This window comes from Micromonospora citrea (genome assembly GCF_900090315.1).
Classification (GTDB): Bacteria; Actinomycetota; Actinomycetes; order Mycobacteriales; family Micromonosporaceae; genus Micromonospora; species Micromonospora citrea.
Genome location: NZ_FMHZ01000002.1, coordinates 1,101,414 through 1,116,965 on the forward strand (window position 1 = coordinate 1,101,414; position 15,552 = coordinate 1,116,965).

Genomic DNA, 15,552 nt, shown 5'->3' on the forward strand with positions numbered 1-15,552 from the left:
CCTGGGCGGCCCTCCCGGATCCGGGTGGTGCAGCACTACAGGAGCGGAAAACGGGCCTGGTCAATGTGGTCCGGGGCGGTCCACGCCGCTGGTCGACCGCCGGGGCGGGCCGGTCAGCCCCGGCGCAGCACCGCCAGGAACATCGCGTCGGTGCCGTGCCGGTGCGGCCAGAGCTGCACCGTCGGCCCGTCGCCGAGACCGGGCATCCCCTTCGGCAGCAGCGGCCGGGCGTCGACGAAGTCGACAGGCACGCCGGAGCGGCGGGCCGCCTCGGTCACCGTCACGTGCGTCTCCACGGTGTGCGGGGAGCATGTCACGTAGGCGACCAGGCCGCCCGGGCGCGCCGCCCGCAGCGCCGCCGTGAGCAGCTCGCGCTGCAACCGGGTCAGCGGCGGCAGGTCCGACGGCTCGCGCCGCCAGCGGGACTCCGGCCGGCGACGCAGCGAGCCCAGCCCCGTGCAGGGGGCGTCGACCAGCACCCGGTCGAAGTGCGCCTCCGGCAGCTTCGGGTCGGCGCCGACCGTGCGGCCGTCGGTGTTCAGCACGTTCACCGGCAGACCCCGGGTGGCCTGGGCGACCAGCCGGGCCCGGTGCTCCGAGACCTCGACGGCGGTCAGCCGCGCGTCCCGCTGCGCGGCGAGCGCGCCGAGCAGGCCGGACTTGCCGCCCGGGCCGGCGCACAGGTCGAGCCAGCGCCCGTCCGGGCCGTCCAGCGGGGCCACCGCCAGGGCGTTGGCCACCAGTTGGGAGCCCTCGTCCTGCACGTGGGCCCGGCCCTGCCCCAGCGCCGGCAGGTCGCCGGGCGCGCCGCCGGAGAGATAGACGGCGTACGGGGAGAACGCCCCCGGCGCGCCGCCGACCTCGTCGGCCAGCTCGGTCGGGTCGGCCAGCCCGGGCCGGGCGCACAGGTGCACCGGCGGGCGTTCGTTGTCCTCGATGAGCAGCCGGGCGGTCTCGCCGAGGTCGCCGCCGAGCGCCTCGGCGAAGGCCCGCACGATCCACTGCGGATGGCTGTACGCCAGCGCCAGGTGCCCGACCGGGTCGCTCTCCATCGGCGGGGCGAGCTTGGCCACCCAGGCGTCGGCGTCCCGGCCGGCGACCTCCCGCAGCACCGCGTTGGCGAATCCCGTCGCACCGGGACCGACGGCACGGACCAGGTCGACGGTCGAGGAGACCGCCGCGTGCGCCGGCACCCGGGTGTGCAGGAGCTGGTACGCCCCGATCCGCAGCGCGTCGCGCACCGGCGGGTCGATGCGCTGCACGTCCCGCCCGGCGGCGTCGGTGAGGATCGCGTCGAGGGTGCCGAGGTGACGCAGCGTGCCGTAGGTCAGCTCGGTGGCGAAGGCCGCGTCCCGGCCGGTCAGCCCGGCGTCGCGCAGCAGCGACGGGAGCACGAGGTTGGCGTACGCGTCGTCCCGGTGCACCGCCGCGACGGCCTCGTACGCCACCTGGCGCGGCAGGTCCACGGCCGGTCGGGCCGGGCGGCGCCCGCCGTCGCGCCGGTCGCCGCCGGGGCGGGCGCCCCACCGGCCGCCCTGCGTTGGCCGCTCGCCGCGCCGGCCGTCCGCGGGGCGTTCACCGTGCCCACCGGCGGGCCGGCCACCGCCGGCACGCTCGCCGCGCCGGTCGGCGGGGAAACGGTCGCCGGCGGGCCGCTCGGGGCCCGTCACGCGAGTTCCTCCCCCGCCGCGACCCGGGCGCCGCGCGCCCAGTCCGTCGCCGCCATGGCCCGCTTGCCCGCGGCCCGCACCTCGCCGAGCCGCACCGGCACGGTGGCCGTGCCGGCCAGCACCCGGGACTTCTCGACCAGCAGCTCGCCCGGCTTCAGCTCGGGGCCGTCGGCCACCGGCGCGACCGGGCCGAGCTTGACCCGCTCGCCCCGGAACGTCGTCCACGGGCCCGGGGCCGGCGTGCAGGCCCGGATCCGCCGGTCCACGGCGAACGCGGGATCCGACCAGCGCACCCGGGCGTCCTCCACGGTCAGCTTCGGCGCCAGCGACACCCCGTCGGCGGGCTGCGGCTCGGCCCGCGCCGTGCCGTCGTCGATCGCGTCGAGGACGGCGACCAGCAGGCCCGCGCCGGAGTGGGCGAGCCGCTCCAGCAGGTCGCCGGAGGTGTCGGCCGGGCGGATCTCGTCGGTGAGCGTGCCGTAGACCGGGCCCGTGTCCAGGCCCTCCTCGAGCTGGAAGACGCTGGCGCCGGTCAGCTCGTCGCCGTGCAGCACCGCGTGCTGGACGGGCGCCGCCCCGCGCCAGGCGGGCAGCAGCGAGAAGTGCAGGTTGATCCACCCGTGCCGGGGGATCTCCAGGGCGGCCGGCGGCACCAGCGCGCCGTAGGCCACCACGGGGACGCAGTCCGGGGCCAGCGCGCGCAGGCGGTCCAGGAACTCGGGCTCGCGGGGGCGGGCCGGGGTGAGCACCTCGACGCCGTGCTCGTCGGCCCAGGCGCCGACCGGGGAACGGGACAGCCCTCGGCCACGCCCGGCGGGCGCGTCCGGTCGGGTGACAACGGCGACCAGCTCGTGCCGCGAGGCCGCCACGGCGGCCAGGGCGGGCACGGCGACGGCCGGGGTGCCGGCGAAGATCACGCGCACGGGCGGCTCACCGCCCCAGGCCGAAGGGGCTGCTGGAGGCGTGCGGGTTGAGCTTGACCGTGGGCGGGGCGGCCGGGTCGTACCACTCCGCCTGGCGGATCGCCTTCATCGCCTCCTTGCGCCCGGCCGGGTCCAGCCGGTCCACGAAGAGCACCCCGTCGAGGTGGTCGGTCTCGTGCTGCACGCAGCGCGCCATCAGGCCGGTGCCGACGATCTGCAGCGGGTCGCCGTAGCCGTTGAAGCCCTTGGCGATGACGTTCTGCCGGCGCTTGGTGTCGAAGTAGAGGCCCGGGATGGACAGGCAGCCCTCCGGGCCGTCCTGCTCCTCCTCGTCGGGAAACTCCAGCACCGGGTTGACCAGGTGGCCGAGCACGTCGTCAACGTCGAAGGTGAACACCCGCAGGCCCACACCGAGCTGCGGCGCGGCCAGGCCGGCGCCGTTCTGCTCGCGCATCGTGTCGGTCAGGTCCGCGATGAGCTTGCGCAGCTCGGCGTCGAAGTCGACCACCGGATCGGCCGGCGTGCGCAGCACCGGATCCCCGAACAGACGGATGGGCTGGACGGTCACTCGGCGTGGCTCCTTCGGCTGGACGGCGTGGTGCCGTACCAGTCTACGGAGTGCCGGGAGCCGCCCCGGCCGGCGTACCGGGATGCGGCGGGGCCGATGCCGTGTCGGTGGTCACCGGAAGGGTCTCGTAGCCGCGCAGGGTCAACCGGGCCCGGTGCCGGGGCCGGCCGGCCAACGCCAGCCCGGGCAGCCGGCGCAGCAGCAGCGGGAATGCGACCTGCGCCTCCAGCCGGGCCAGGCCGGCCCCGAGGCAGTAGTGCGGGCCGGCGCCGAAGGAGAGCGGGTGGCTCTGCGGACGCCACGGGTCGAACCGCTGCGGCTCCGGGTAGCGCCGGGGGTCCCGGTTGGCCGCGCCGAGCAGCAGCAGGACCCAGGCGCCGGCGGGCACCTCGACGCCGCCCACGGTCGCCGGCGCGTCGCTGATCCGGGTGGTGAGCTGCACTGGCGAGTCGTAGCGGAGCAGCTCCTCGACGTGGCCGGGAGCGAACTCCGGGTGCCCGCGCAGCGCGTCGGCCTCGCGCGGATGCTCCAGCAGCACGACCAGGCCGTTACCCAGCAGGTTGGTGGTCGTCTCGAAGCCGGCGACCAGCAGCACCACGAGGTTGGCCAGCAGCTCGTCGCCGGAGAGCCGGCCGCCGTCGGCGTCGTGCGCCTGCACCAGCGCGGTGGTCAGGTCGTCGGTGGGCGCGCGCCGGCGGGCCCCCACCAGCTCGGCGAAGTAGTCACGCAGCTCGGTCGCGCCGCGGTCGGCCACGGCCAGCTCGTCCGGGGTGATCTCCGGCTCCAGGACGCCGGTCAGGTCCGCCGCCCAGCGCCGGAACAGCGGCCGGTCCGCCCCCGGCACGCCGAGCAGCGTGCAGATCACCCCGACGGGCAGCGGGTACGCGAACTCGGTGAGGAAGTCGACCGGCTCCCCGCCGGCGCCCCGCGCCGCCATCGCGTCGACCAGCTCGTCGGCCTGGGCCGCCACCACGTCCCGCATGGCGGCGATCCGGCGCGGGGTGAAGGTGCCGGCCGCGAGCCGGCGCATCCGGCTGTGGTCCGGCGGGTTGGTGCGCAGCATCGACCGGGAGATCGACGTGATGGCGGGGCTGTCGCGCCAGCCGGGCAGGAACTGGTCGCGCAGGGGCTCGTCGAGCACCCCGAACCGGGGGTCGCGCAGTATCTCGTCGGCCTCGGCGTAGCCGGTGACCGCGTAGATCGCCGGCCCGGCCTGGGCCACCGGCCCGTGGGCGCGCAGCCGCTCGTACGTCGGATAGGGGTCGACCCGCCCCTGCGGCGACATGAGCAGGCCGAGGGCCTCGGCAGCGTCCATCGTCCATCCTCCCGCCGGGGATCGAACGACTTCATCATGCCTCGTACGCCGCCCGACGGCTGTCCCGCCGGCCGGCGGCCGCGACGGTCGCCCGGTCGGCGCGACGGTCGGGGCGGCCGTTTCCGCGCCGGTCCGGCCGTGGCCGGGTCAGGCGCCGGTGCCCGGCTCCCCGGCCAGCACCGCGCCGCCGCCGAGCAGGGCGTGCTCGGGAAGCGGCAGCTCGATGGAGTGGGCGGCCTCCCAGTCGTGGATCAGGCTGGGCCGGGCCTGGGCGGCGAAGTAGTCGATGGCGCTCATCCCGCCGACCACCGGCTCGTCCACCTCCGCCACGAGCCGGGCCGGCACCAGGCGGAAGCCGTTCTGCAGAGCGGCGCTGAGCCGGCGGTGCCCGTCGACGACGAAGAAGTACTCCCCCGTGTAGCCGATGCGCAGCGGCTCCAGCGCCTCGTCGCCGGCCGCGGCCACCTCCCCGACGAACTCCGAGTCCCACAGATCGCGCAGGGCGGCCACGTCCTCGGTCGGGTAGACCCGGGCCGGGTCGAGCAGCAGCAGCGGCGGGGCGTCGCGCAGCACGTCCGCGCAGAGCCGGCCCTCGTACGCGTCGATGATGTGCTCGATGACCTCGGCGGCCGGGGCGCGGGTCGTGTCGCAGATCAGGTCGTAGTTGCGCAGCCGGGCCTTGTCCACCCCGTAGCGGACGATGAACCGGCCCCGCTCGCTCTCGCTGCGCTCCCGCAGCTTGGCCTTGGCCTCCTCCAGCGAGGTGTAGCTCTCCGCCGGGCCCGAGGGGCGGGCGAGCACCCGGCGGGCCGCCTCGCCCGGCTCGGTGATCATGTGCACCTTGAGCGCGTCGGTGAAGAAGTGCCAGGCCAGCCGGGAGTCCATGACCAGCCGCTCGCCGGAGGCGGCGATGTCCCGCTGGAGCTGGTCGACGTAGCCGTCGACGGCCTGGTCCAGCTCGGCGTGCAGGTTGAGCTGCAGCGCCGTCATCTGCCGCTCCTGCGCCATCTGCCGGTAGAGGTCGCCGACGCTCACCCGGCGCAGGCCGAGCCGCTTGGCGATCTCCACCGAGACGGTGCTCTTGCCGCTGCCGAGGTCACCATTGAAGACGATCGACTGACGAACGGTCACGACTGGTCCACCCCTGATCACCGGCTGACTGACATCATCGACACCGCCGGACCGACGCGCTCCCGCCACCGTCGCGCGATCCTGCGACGACCCCCGGCTCGGCGCGAACCGGCGCCGAGCCGCGACCTGGAGCCCTCGTACGCCCGGGCATGACGGGCGATGCTATCACCCGCTCGCCGGCGTTTCCCCGGACACGGCGTGCGACGGCGGCCCGGTGGAGCGGCGACACCGGCGCGACCGTGCGGCGAATCACGACCGGCGCCCCGGTGGGATCGCCGGGTGGGATCGTCAGAAGAGGCTGAGCGGGTCCACCTGGAGGCGGACCGGGTCGGCGGCCTTGCGCGCCGTGCGCACGCCCGCCGCCGAGTGCAGCGCGTCGGCCATCGCGGCCGCCCGGGCCCGGGGCACCCGGACCAGCATCCGCTCCCGCTCCCCGTCGGCCGGCACCGGGCCCAGCAGCTCGGCCTCGGCCGGGAGCCGGGCCTCCGCCAGCAGGTCGGCCACCGCCGCCGGTGGCCCGGTCACGCTGGCCATCCGCACCGCCGGCGGGAAACCCAGCTCCCGCCGCTCGGCCAGCTCCCGGGCCGCGAACCACGCGGCGTCCCAGCGCAGCAGCGCCTGCACCGGGGCGAGGGCGCCGTCGGCGACCACCACCACCCGGCCGCCCGCGGCCGCGGGGCGGGCCAGCGCGGCGGCGGCCAGCCAGCGGCGCAGCGCCTCCTCCCCCGCCCGCAGGTCGGCCCGGGTCAGCAGGGCCCACGAGTCCAGCAGGAGCACCGCGCCGAAGCCGCCCTCGGCGACCGGCTCCGCGCCCGGGGTGGCGATGACCAGACCGGCGCCGCCGGGCACCGTGGCCAGCACCTCCTCGCGACCCGAGGTGCGCACCGGCACGCCGGGAAAGGCCCGCCCCAGTTCCTCCGCGGTGCGCCGGGCGCCGGTGACGGAGGCGCGCAGCCGCCGCCCCCCGCACTCCGGGCAGGCGTACGCGGCGGCGACCCGCCCGCACCAGCGGCAGGCGGGGGTGCCGGTCGCTGACGGCAGGGCGAGCGGCCCGGCGCAGTGCGGGCACCGGGCCGGGGTACGGCAGTCGGCGCAGGCGACCGACGGCAGGTAGCCGCGGCGGGGCACCTGCACCAGCACCGGCAGGTCCGCCCGCAGCGCCTCGCGGGCGGTGGTCCACGCCAGGCTGGGCAGCCGGGCGGTGGCGGCCCCCGGGTCCCGGGCCAGCTGCGGGTCGTCGCCGGTGGGCGCGATCGCCGGCATCCGGGCCCGCAGCGTGGCACGGTCGGCCACCACCTCGCGGGCCCACCCGGTCTCCACCAGCAGCTGCGCCTCGGCCGTGCGGGCGAACCCGCCGACCAGGGCGGCCGCGTCGCCGAGCTGGGCGCGGGTGAGCAGCACCTCCCGGGCGTGCGGGTAGGGGGCCCGGGGCTCGGCGTGCAGGTCGTCGCCGTCGTCCCAGATCGCCACCAGGCCGAGCCGGGCGACCGGGGCGAACATCGCGGCCCGGGTGCCGACCACGACGGGCACGTCGCCGCGCCGGGCGGCGAGGAACGCCCGGTAGCGCCGGGCGGGACCGAGGGCGGCGGAGAGGCAGACGTGCCGCCCCGGGCCGAGGGCGGCGCGCAGGGCGGCGTCGAGGCGGTCCAGGTCGCGGTTGTCGGCGACCACGACGACCGCGCCCCGGCCGCCGGCCACGGTCGCGGCGACCGCCTCGGCGTAGCGGGCGGGCCAGTCCTCCCCGGGCAGCGCAGACCAGACCGCCCGGGGTGCCCGCCCGTCGGCGAGCGCCCGGAGCAGGGCCGGCCCGGCCGGGTAGTCCTCCCAGGCGGCCGGGCCGGGCGCGGCCACCGGGGGCGGCGCCCCGCCCGGCGCGGCCCCGGACGCGGGCACGGGCTCGACCACGGCCGAGGGCGCGGGCGGGCCGTCGGCACCGGTCCGGACCTCGGACACGGCCGGCGCGTCCGCGCCGGCCGCGGACCCGACCTCGGGTGTCGCCGGGACGTCGGGCGCGGCCGCGGACCCGACCTCGGGCGAGGCTTCGTCGCCCGGCGCGCCGTCCGCACCGGCCGCCGCCCCGGACCGGGCGCGGACGTCCTTCTCCACCCGGGCGTGCCGGGGCGGCACGGCGAGGCGGAGCACGTCGGCGAGGCTGCCGGCGTAGCGGTCGGCCACCGCCCGGGCGAGCCGGGCGACCTCCGGAGCCAGCACGGGCTCCGGCGAGACGACCTTCTCCAGGTACGCCAGGCGGCCGGTGTGCCCGGAGTCGTCGGCCCGCTCCAGCAGCCAGCCGTCGACGAGCTGCCCCGCGAAGCGGACCTTCACCCGCGTGCCGGGGACGGCGTCGGCGTCCAGCTCGGCCGGGACGAGGTAGTCGAACGGGCGGTCCAGGTGCGCCAGGGGCACGTCGACGCAGACGCGAGCGACCGGCGACCCCTGCGCGGGTCGCCGGTCGCTGCGCCTGGTGCCGGTCAGGCTCCCGCGGCCGACTTGAGGTCGGCGGCCCGGTCGGTGCTCTCCCAGGTCAGATCCGGCAGCTCCCGGCCGAAGTGGCCGTAGGCGGCGGTCTGCTGGTAGATCGGGCGGAGCAGGTTGAGGTCCCGGATGATGGCGGCCGGGCGCAGGTCGAAGACCTCGGTGACGGCCTTCTCGATCGAGGCGACCGGCACGGTCTCGGTGCCGAACGTCTCGACGAAGAGGCTGACCGGGTGGGCCTTGCCGATCGCGTACGCGACCTGCACCTCGCACCGCTCGGCCAGGCCGGCGGCGACCACGTTCTTGGCCACCCAGCGGGTCGCGTACGCCGCGGAGCGGTCCACCTTCGACGGGTCCTTGCCGGAGAACGCGCCGCCGCCGTGCCGGGCGTACCCGCCGTAGGTGTCGACGATGATCTTGCGACCGGTCAGGCCGGCGTCGCCCATCGGCCCGCCGATCTCGAAGCGACCGGTCGGGTTGACCAGCAGCCGGTAGCCCTCGGTGTCCAGCTCCAGGCTCTCCAGCTCCGGGCCGATGACGTGCTCGCGCACGTCGGGGGTGAGCAGCGAGTCCAGCGAGATGTCGGCCGCGTGCTGACTGGAGACGACCACCGTGTTGAGCCGGACGGGGCGCAGCCCCTCGTACTCGATGGTGACCTGGGTCTTGCCGTCGGGGCGCAGGTAGGGGATGATGCCGTCCTTGCGGACCTGCGCCAGCCGGCGCGCCAGCCGGTGCGCCAGCGCGATCGGCAGCGGCATCAGCTCGGGCGTCTCGGAGCACGCGAAGCCGAACATCATGCCCTGGTCGCCGGCGCCCTGGGCGTCCAGCGCGCTCTCCGACGCCCCGGTACGCAGCTCGAAGGCGTTGTCGACGCCCTGGGCGATGTCCTCCGACTGGGCGCCGATGGAGACGCTGACGCCGCAGGAGGCGCCGTCGAAGCCCTTCTTCGACGAGTCGTAGCCGATGTCGAGGATGGTCCGGCGGACGATGGTCGGGATGTCGGCGTACGCCTTGGTGGTCACCTCGCCGGCGATGTGCACCTGGCCGGTGGTGATCAGGGTCTCGACCGCGACCCGGCTGCGCGGGTCCTCGGTGAGCAGGGCGTCGAGAATGCCGTCGCTGATCTGGTCGGCGATCTTGTCCGGGTGGCCTTCCGTGACCGATTCGGAAGTGAAGAGGCGGCGTGTCACGGCACTCCTAGCTTGTGGATAAGTCGTTCCGCGGAAGTCTAGTCATCCGGATCAGCGCCGGGGGCCTTCGGTCATGCTCGGTTCCAGCCGTCAGGAAGGGCCGGGCAGCCGGGCCGCCACGAGATCCCAGACGCCGTCGGCGAGATCCTCCTTGGACTGTTCGGGCAGCCGGTTGACCGACCCGTCCGCGCCGATGACGGTCGCCGCGTTGGTGTCGGCGCCGAAGACCTTGTCGATGCCGACCTCGTTGATGACGATGAGGTCCGCCCGCTTGCGGGCGAGCTTGGCCCGCCCGTTGGCCTCGGCGTCGCCGGTCTCGGCGGCGAACACCACCAGCACCTGCTCCGGGCGACGGCGCCGGCCCAGCTCCGCGGCGATGTCCGGGTTGGTGACGAGCGCGATGGTGGGCGCCTCGCCGTCGTCCGACTTCTTGATTTTGCCAGCCGCGTAGGTCGCCGGGCGGAAATCCGCCGGAGCCGCCGCCATCACGACCACGTCGGCCTCGGCCGCCGCCGCCAGCGTGGCCTCCCGCAGCTCGGCGGTGGTGCCGACGCGGACCAGGTCGACGCCGGCCGGGTCGGGCAGCGAGACGTTGGCCGAGACCAGGGTGACCCGGGCGCCCCGCGCGACCGCGCAGCGGGCGAAGGCGTAGCCCTGCTTGCCGGAGGAACGGTTGCCGAGGAAGCGCACCGGGTCGAGGGGCTCACGGGTGCCGCCCGCCGTCACCACCACGTGCCGCCCGGCCAGGTCGGCGGGGGCCGCGACGCCCCGGGCCAGGGCCCGGCGGGCGACCTCGAAGATCTCCGCCGGGTCGGGCAGCCGCCCCTTGCCCGTGTCGGCTCCGGTGAGCCGGCCGACGGCGGGCTCGATCACCCGGACGCCCCGGGCGCGCAGCGTCGCGACGTTGGCGACCGTGGCGGGGTGCTCCCACATCTCGGTGTGCATGGCCGGGGCCAGCACGACCGGGCATCGGGCGGTGAGCAGCGTGTTGGTGAGCAGGTCGTCGGCGAGACCGTGCGCGGCCTTGGCGAGCAGGTCGGCGGTGGCCGGCGCGACCACGACGAGGTCGGCCTGCTGGCCGAGCCGGACGTGCGGCACCTCGTGCACGTCGGACCAGACGTCGTCGGCGACCGGCTGGCCGGAGAGCGCCGCCCAGGTCGGCGCCCCGACGAAGCGGAGCGCCGACGCGGTCGGCACGACCCGGACCCGGTGACCGGACTCGGTGAAGAGCCGCAGCAGCTCGCACGCCTTGTAGGCGGCGATGCCGCCACCGACCCCGAGGACGATCCGGGGGGACATCGGCGCGGGGCGGATTACGGCTGGTCGGTCGGCTCGGCGGTGAGCAGGCCCGCGTTGATCTCGCGCATGGCGATGGAGAGCGGCTTCTCCTGCGGGGTGGTCTCGACCAGCGGGCCGACGTACTCCAGCAGGCCCTCACCGAGCTGGCTGTAGTAGGCGTTGACCTGGCGCGCGCGCTTGGCCGCGAAGATGACCAGCGCGTACTTCGACGTCGTCTTCTCGAGGAGCTCGTCGATCGGCGGGTTGGTGATGCCTTCGGGGTTTGCGATGGATCCCACGAATTAACCTCTGCGTCTATCGCACCGCACACGGCGGCGCTGGCGGTCAACCGCGCAGACGCGGTCGCGCCGGAGCCAGGAAAGAAGAACCGGACAAGCCTACCAGCTCGTCGACGACCCGTTCGGCGAGGTCGTGCGCGACGGTGTGGTCGAAGGCCGCCAGGGGGGCCGTCGGGGGGACGAGGCCGGGCGGGTGCAGCAGCACCAGCCGGGCGTCCGGCAGCGCCGAGCGGACCAGCAGCGCACCGGGCGGGTCGAGGCCGAGCAGCACCGGCTGCCCGGCGGCGAGTCGGGACCGCACCGGCTCGGCCGGCGTGCCGCGCCGGAAGGGCCCGGCCCGGCTCCACTCCAGCAGCTCCCCCGCCGCGACCATGCGGTCGAACTCCGCCGGCGCCAGGAAGAGGCGGTCCACGCCGTCCAGCTCGCTCTCCCGGCGGGGACGGGTGGTGGCCGGCACCGGCACCCACACGGACGGAGAACGCGCCCGGACGCGCTCGACGACACTCTCCGTGCCCGAACCCGAAGGTCCGGTCAGGACAGTGAGCCGAGCCGCCGGGCGCGCCTCGTCATCCGTGCTCACTGCTTGTTTCTACACGCTGCCAGCCTCAGTTGGCGGCGAACTCCCCAAGCAGTGCCTTGCGCTGCTGCTCGCCGAGGCCACGCAGGCGACGGCTGTCGGCGATCTTGAGCTTCTCCATGATCTGGGTGGCCCGGATCTTGCCGATACCCGGCATCGCCTGCAGCACGGCGGAGACCTTGAGCTTGCCGACGACGTCGTCGGACTCGGCACGCTCGAGGACGGCTCCGAGGGTGGTCTTGCCCTGCTTGAGCTGCTCCTTCAGCTCAGCACGGGCCTTGCGGATCTCCGCGGCCTTCTCCAGCGCGGCAGCGCGCTGTTCCGGGGTCAGTGACGGGAGCGGCACCAGTTCTCCTCAGGTCCCTATCGCGACGGGCGGGTCGCCACGTCGCATCTGTGAAACGTGGTGTCGCTGTGAACCAAGGGGTCCGTGGTTCCCAGCGCGGGGAAAACTAGCGGTCGCCGACGGTTTCGGCAACGTGGGCGCGCGATGATCAACGCAAAGTGACCGAGCTGTCAGTCAGTCAACGGGCAGCCAGGACGGCCCGGCAGTCGGCCAGGGCCCGGTCCGCCGCGGCCCGCAGCGCGTCCGGGTCCGGGCCCGCGTTCAGCACCTCGCGGGAGTACGAGGGCAGCACGGCGGGCAGGCTGGAGCCGAAGACGACGCGCAGATCCGCCGCGGTGGCGCCCTGCGCCCCGAGGCCCGGGGCGAGCAGCGGGCCGTTCACCCCGGACAGGTCGTGGCCGGTGTCGCCGATGGTCGCGCCGACCACGAGGCCGAAGCTCCCGAGCGGCTCCGCACCCGCGTTGAGCTGGGAAATCTCGTCGACAACGGTCTGCGCCACGGTCCGGCCGTCGGCGGTGCGGGCACGCTGCACGGCGGCGCCCTCGGGGTTGCTGGTGAGCGCCAGCACGAAGACCCCGCCGCCGTGCTCGGCGGCCAGCTCGAACATCGGGGCGAGCGCGCCGACGCCGAGGTACGGACTGGCGGTCACCGCGTCGACACTGACGGGACTGGATGGGTCGAGGTACGCCGAGGCGTACGCGGCGACCGTCGAACCGATGTCGCCGCGCTTGACGTCAAGCAAAACGAGCGAGCCGGCATCGCGCAACTGTCGGATAGTTGACTCAAGAATCGCCACGCCGCGGGAGCCGAACCGTTCGAAAAAGGCCGACTGGGGCTTGACCACCGCGACCCGGTCACCGAGGGCTTCCGTGACCGTCCGGGCGAACCGGTCGAGCCCCCGGACGTCGTCCTCGAACCCCCACCGGGCCAGCAGCCCCGGGTGCGGGTCGATGCCGACGCAGAGCGGCCCCCGCTCGGTGACGGCCCGGTGCAGGCGGGCGCCGAAGCTCTCCATCCGGTTCTCTCCCTCTCCTCGCCCGGACGACCGCCGCCCGGGGCACTCTCCGCCCGGGGCGACCACCGCCCAGGACACTCCCGCCCGGGGCGACCACCACCCAGGGCACACTCCGCCCGGGGCGACCACCGCCCAGGACACTCCCGCCCGGGGCGACCACCGCCCACGGCACACTCCGCCCGGGCGACCGCCCGGAGGCACTTCTCCCCGCCCGGGCCGACGACCGCCCGGGGCGCACTCCCGGCCAGGGCGGCCGGGCCGCCCGCGTACCCCCGCCGAAGGGTGACCGGCGGTTCAGCCGGCCTTCACCGCGGCGGCGACCCCGGCGGCGATCCGGGCCAGGTCGGCGTCGTCGGTGACGTAGGGCGGCATGGTGTAGACCAGGTCGCGGAACGGCCGCAGCCAGACCCCCTCGGCGACGGCGGCGGCCGTGGCGGCGGGCAGGTCGACGTCGTGGTCGAGCTGCACCACGCCGATCGCGCCGAGCACCCGCACGTCGCGTACGCCGGGCGCGCCGCGCAGCGGCTCCAGGCCGGCCCGCAGGCCCGCCTGCACCCTCGACACCTGCCCCGCCCAGTCCCCGGCCCGCAGCAGCCCCAGGGACGCGTTGGCGACCGCGCAGGCCAACGGGTTGCCCATGAAGGTCGGGCCGTGCGCCAGCACGCCGTCGGCGGAGATGCCCCGGGCGACCTCCGCCGTGCAGAGCGCGGCGGCCAGAGTCAGGTAACCGCCGGTGAGCGCCTTGCCCACGCACATCACGTCGGGCGCCACCCCGGCGTGCTCGGCGGCGAACATCGTGCCCGTCCGGCCGAAGCCGGTGGCGATCTCGTCGAAGACCAGCAGCACGCCGTGCGCCCGGGTCACCTCGCGCAGCACCCGCAGGTACTCCGGGTGGTGGAAGCGCATCCCGCCGGCGCCCTGCACCACCGGCTCCACGATCACGGCGGCCAGCTCGTGGGCGTGCCGCTCCACCGCCTCGGCCAGGGCCGCGCAGTAGGCCGGGTCGGGCGGGGTGTCGTAGCCGCCCGGCGGGACGGGGGCGAACACCTGCCGGGGCAGCACGTCGCCCCACAGGTGGTGCATGCCGCCCTCCGGGTCGCAGACGCTCATCGGGTGGAACGTGTCGCCGTGGTAGCCGCCCCGCCAGGTGCCCAGCCGGCGGCGTTCCGGCCGGCCGGTGGCGCGCTGGTACTGCAGGCACATCTTGACGGCCACCTCGACGGCGACCGAGCCGGAATCGGCCAGGAAGACGTGCTCCAGCCCGTCCGGGGCCAGCTCGACCAGGGTGGCCGCCAGGCGGACCGCCGGGGCGTGGGTGAGCCCGCCGAACATCACGTGGCTCATCCGGCCGAGCTGGTCGGTCACCGCCGCGTCGAGCACCGGGTGCCGGTAGCCGTGGATGGCCGCCCACCACGACGACATCCCGTCGACCACCTCACGGCCGTCGGCCAGCCGCAGGCGTACGCCCTCGGCGCTCTCCACGACGTAGGGCGGGCTGGCCGGCGGCAGGGCCGCGTACGGGTGCCACACGTGCCGCCGGTCGGCGGCCAGGATCTCCTCGGGTGTCACGCACGCTCCTTCGTCGTCGCTCCCCGCGGCCTCGCACCCGTCCCGGCCGGCGCGCGGCGCGGGCCGGGACCGGACGCGCGCGACCGTGGGACGGAGGGGGTCACCGGGCCGGGGGCGGGGCGGCTGCCGCGGCGCGGGCGACGGCCCGGGGCAGGGCCGGGCCGCGGTAGATGAAGCCGGTGTAGAGCTGGACCAGGGCGGCGCCCGCGTCGAACATCCGGGCGGCGTCGTCGGGGTCCAGGATGCCGCCCACGCCGACGATCGGCAGCCGGCCGCCGGTCTCCCGGTGCACGAAGGAGACGACCTCGCGGGCCCGGTCGGCCAGCGGCCGGCCCGACAGGCCGCCCGTCTGTCTGCCGCGCTCCCGGTCGGCCGGGGCGAGGCCGTCGCGCGCCAGGGTGGTGTTGGTGGCGATCACCCCCGCCGCGCCCCGGGCCAGGCAGACCTCCAGCAGCTCGGCGATCGCCGCGTCGGTGAGGTCCGGGGCGATCTTGACCAGCACCGGCTTCTCCCCCACCAGCGCGGCGAGGAGGGCGTCCAGGTGCGCGCGGTCCTGCAACGCCCGCAGGCCGGGCGTGTTCGGCGAGGAGACGTTGACCGCGAAGTAGTCGCCGTGCCCGCGCAGCGCCCGGTAGGAGGCGAGGTAGTCCGCCACCGCCTCGTCCAGCGGGGTCACCTTGGACTTGCCCAGCGAGATGCCCAGCGGCACCCCGAGCGGGCGGGGCAGCGCCGCCAGCCGGGCCGCGAGGGCCTCCGCGCCGGCGTTGTTGAAGCCCATCCGGTTGACCACGGCCTCGCTGTCGGGCAGCCGGAACAGCCGGGGCCGGGGGTTGCCCGGCTGCGGGTGCGCGGTGACCGTGCCGACCTCGACGAAGCCGAAGCCCAGGGCCGGCCACGCCGGCAGCGCCGCGCCGTCCTTGTCCATGCCGGCGGCGAGCCCCACCGGGTTGGGGAACTCGACGCCGAACACCGTGCGCGGCGCCCGGACGGCGTACCGGGCGCGCAGGGCGGCCAGCGCCGCCGGCCGGCGGGAGAGCCCCGACAGCCGGCGCAGCGTCCACTCGTGCGCGGCCTCGGCGTCCCCGCCCCCGATCCGGAACAACCCGGGCCGAACCACCCGCTCGAACATCACCGCCCCCTCCCCCGCCGTCCCCGTGCCCCCGGCCTCCCGGCCGACCCCGGGCCTCCCGGTCGAC

14 protein-coding genes are annotated in these 15,552 nt (G+C 76.0%); all 14 read right to left on the minus strand.

What is annotated here, in order from left to right; genetic code table 11:
* Nucleotides 1–113 precede the first annotated feature (113 nt).
* Complete coding sequence (locus GA0070606_RS05210; RefSeq protein WP_176737239.1) at nucleotides 114–1,670, minus strand: RsmB/NOP family class I SAM-dependent RNA methyltransferase; 1,557 nt, start codon at nucleotides 1,668–1,670, stop codon at nucleotides 114–116.
* Nucleotides 1,667–2,593 carry a methionyl-tRNA formyltransferase gene (fmt, locus tag GA0070606_RS05215; RefSeq protein ID WP_091095548.1) on the minus strand — a complete coding sequence of 309 codons (927 nt, stop codon included), beginning with the start codon at nucleotides 2,591–2,593 and terminating at the stop codon, nucleotides 1,667–1,669. The genes GA0070606_RS05210 and fmt overlap by 4 nt, the downstream gene beginning before the upstream one ends.
* A 7-nt stretch (nucleotides 2,594–2,600) precedes the next feature.
* The gene (gene def, locus GA0070606_RS05220; protein WP_091095551.1) at nucleotides 2,601–3,161 is read right to left on the minus strand and encodes a peptide deformylase; all 561 of its coding nucleotides are present in this window, start codon (nucleotides 3,159–3,161) and stop codon (nucleotides 2,601–2,603) included.
* A 43-nt stretch (nucleotides 3,162–3,204) separates the two neighbouring features.
* Entirely contained in the window at nucleotides 3,205–4,476 is a 1,272-nt protein-coding gene (locus GA0070606_RS05225) for a cytochrome P450 (RefSeq protein ID WP_091095554.1), read from the minus strand.
* Between the two features lie 147 nt (nucleotides 4,477–4,623).
* A complete protein-coding gene (locus tag GA0070606_RS05230; protein ID WP_091095556.1) occupies nucleotides 4,624–5,607 on the minus strand; it encodes an AAA family ATPase in 984 nt (327 codons plus the stop codon).
* Between the two features lie 288 nt (nucleotides 5,608–5,895).
* Nucleotides 5,896–8,013 (minus strand): primosomal protein N', encoded by a 2,118-nt coding sequence (locus GA0070606_RS05235; RefSeq protein ID WP_091095558.1) that lies wholly within the window; start codon nucleotides 8,011–8,013, stop codon nucleotides 5,896–5,898.
* A 65-nt stretch (nucleotides 8,014–8,078) separates the two neighbouring features.
* A complete protein-coding gene (metK, locus tag GA0070606_RS05240; protein WP_091095560.1) occupies nucleotides 8,079–9,272 on the minus strand; it encodes a methionine adenosyltransferase in 1,194 nt (397 codons plus the stop codon).
* A 90-nt stretch (nucleotides 9,273–9,362) separates the two neighbouring features.
* Entirely contained in the window at nucleotides 9,363–10,571 is a 1,209-nt protein-coding gene (coaBC, locus tag GA0070606_RS05245; protein WP_091095562.1) for a bifunctional phosphopantothenoylcysteine decarboxylase/phosphopantothenate--cysteine ligase CoaBC, read from the minus strand.
* A 14-nt stretch (nucleotides 10,572–10,585) separates the two neighbouring features.
* Nucleotides 10,586–10,849 (minus strand): DNA-directed RNA polymerase subunit omega, encoded by a 264-nt coding sequence (gene rpoZ / locus GA0070606_RS05250; protein ID WP_007075826.1) that lies wholly within the window; start codon nucleotides 10,847–10,849, stop codon nucleotides 10,586–10,588.
* A gap of 46 nt (nucleotides 10,850–10,895) precedes the next feature.
* Nucleotides 10,896–11,429 (minus strand): nucleoside/nucleotide kinase family protein, encoded by a 534-nt coding sequence (locus GA0070606_RS05255; RefSeq protein WP_091095564.1) that lies wholly within the window; start codon nucleotides 11,427–11,429, stop codon nucleotides 10,896–10,898.
* A 25-nt stretch (nucleotides 11,430–11,454) separates the two neighbouring features.
* Nucleotides 11,455–11,772: an integration host factor, actinobacterial type gene (gene mihF, locus GA0070606_RS05260; protein ID WP_007458370.1), complete on the minus strand. Its 318-nt coding sequence runs from the start codon at nucleotides 11,770–11,772 to the stop codon at nucleotides 11,455–11,457.
* Nucleotides 11,773–11,950: 178 nt separating this feature from the next.
* On the minus strand, nucleotides 11,951–12,787 hold the full coding sequence (gene pyrF / locus GA0070606_RS05265) for an orotidine-5'-phosphate decarboxylase (protein ID WP_091095566.1): 837 nt from the start codon (nucleotides 12,785–12,787) through the stop codon (nucleotides 11,951–11,953).
* A gap of 294 nt (nucleotides 12,788–13,081) precedes the next feature.
* A complete protein-coding gene (locus GA0070606_RS05270) occupies nucleotides 13,082–14,356 on the minus strand; it encodes an adenosylmethionine--8-amino-7-oxononanoate transaminase (protein WP_091095568.1) in 1,275 nt (424 codons plus the stop codon).
* Between the two features lie 100 nt (nucleotides 14,357–14,456).
* Nucleotides 14,457–15,488 (minus strand): quinone-dependent dihydroorotate dehydrogenase, encoded by a 1,032-nt coding sequence (locus GA0070606_RS05275; RefSeq protein ID WP_091095570.1) that lies wholly within the window; start codon nucleotides 15,486–15,488, stop codon nucleotides 14,457–14,459.
* Nucleotides 15,489–15,552: the final 64 nt, after the last annotated feature.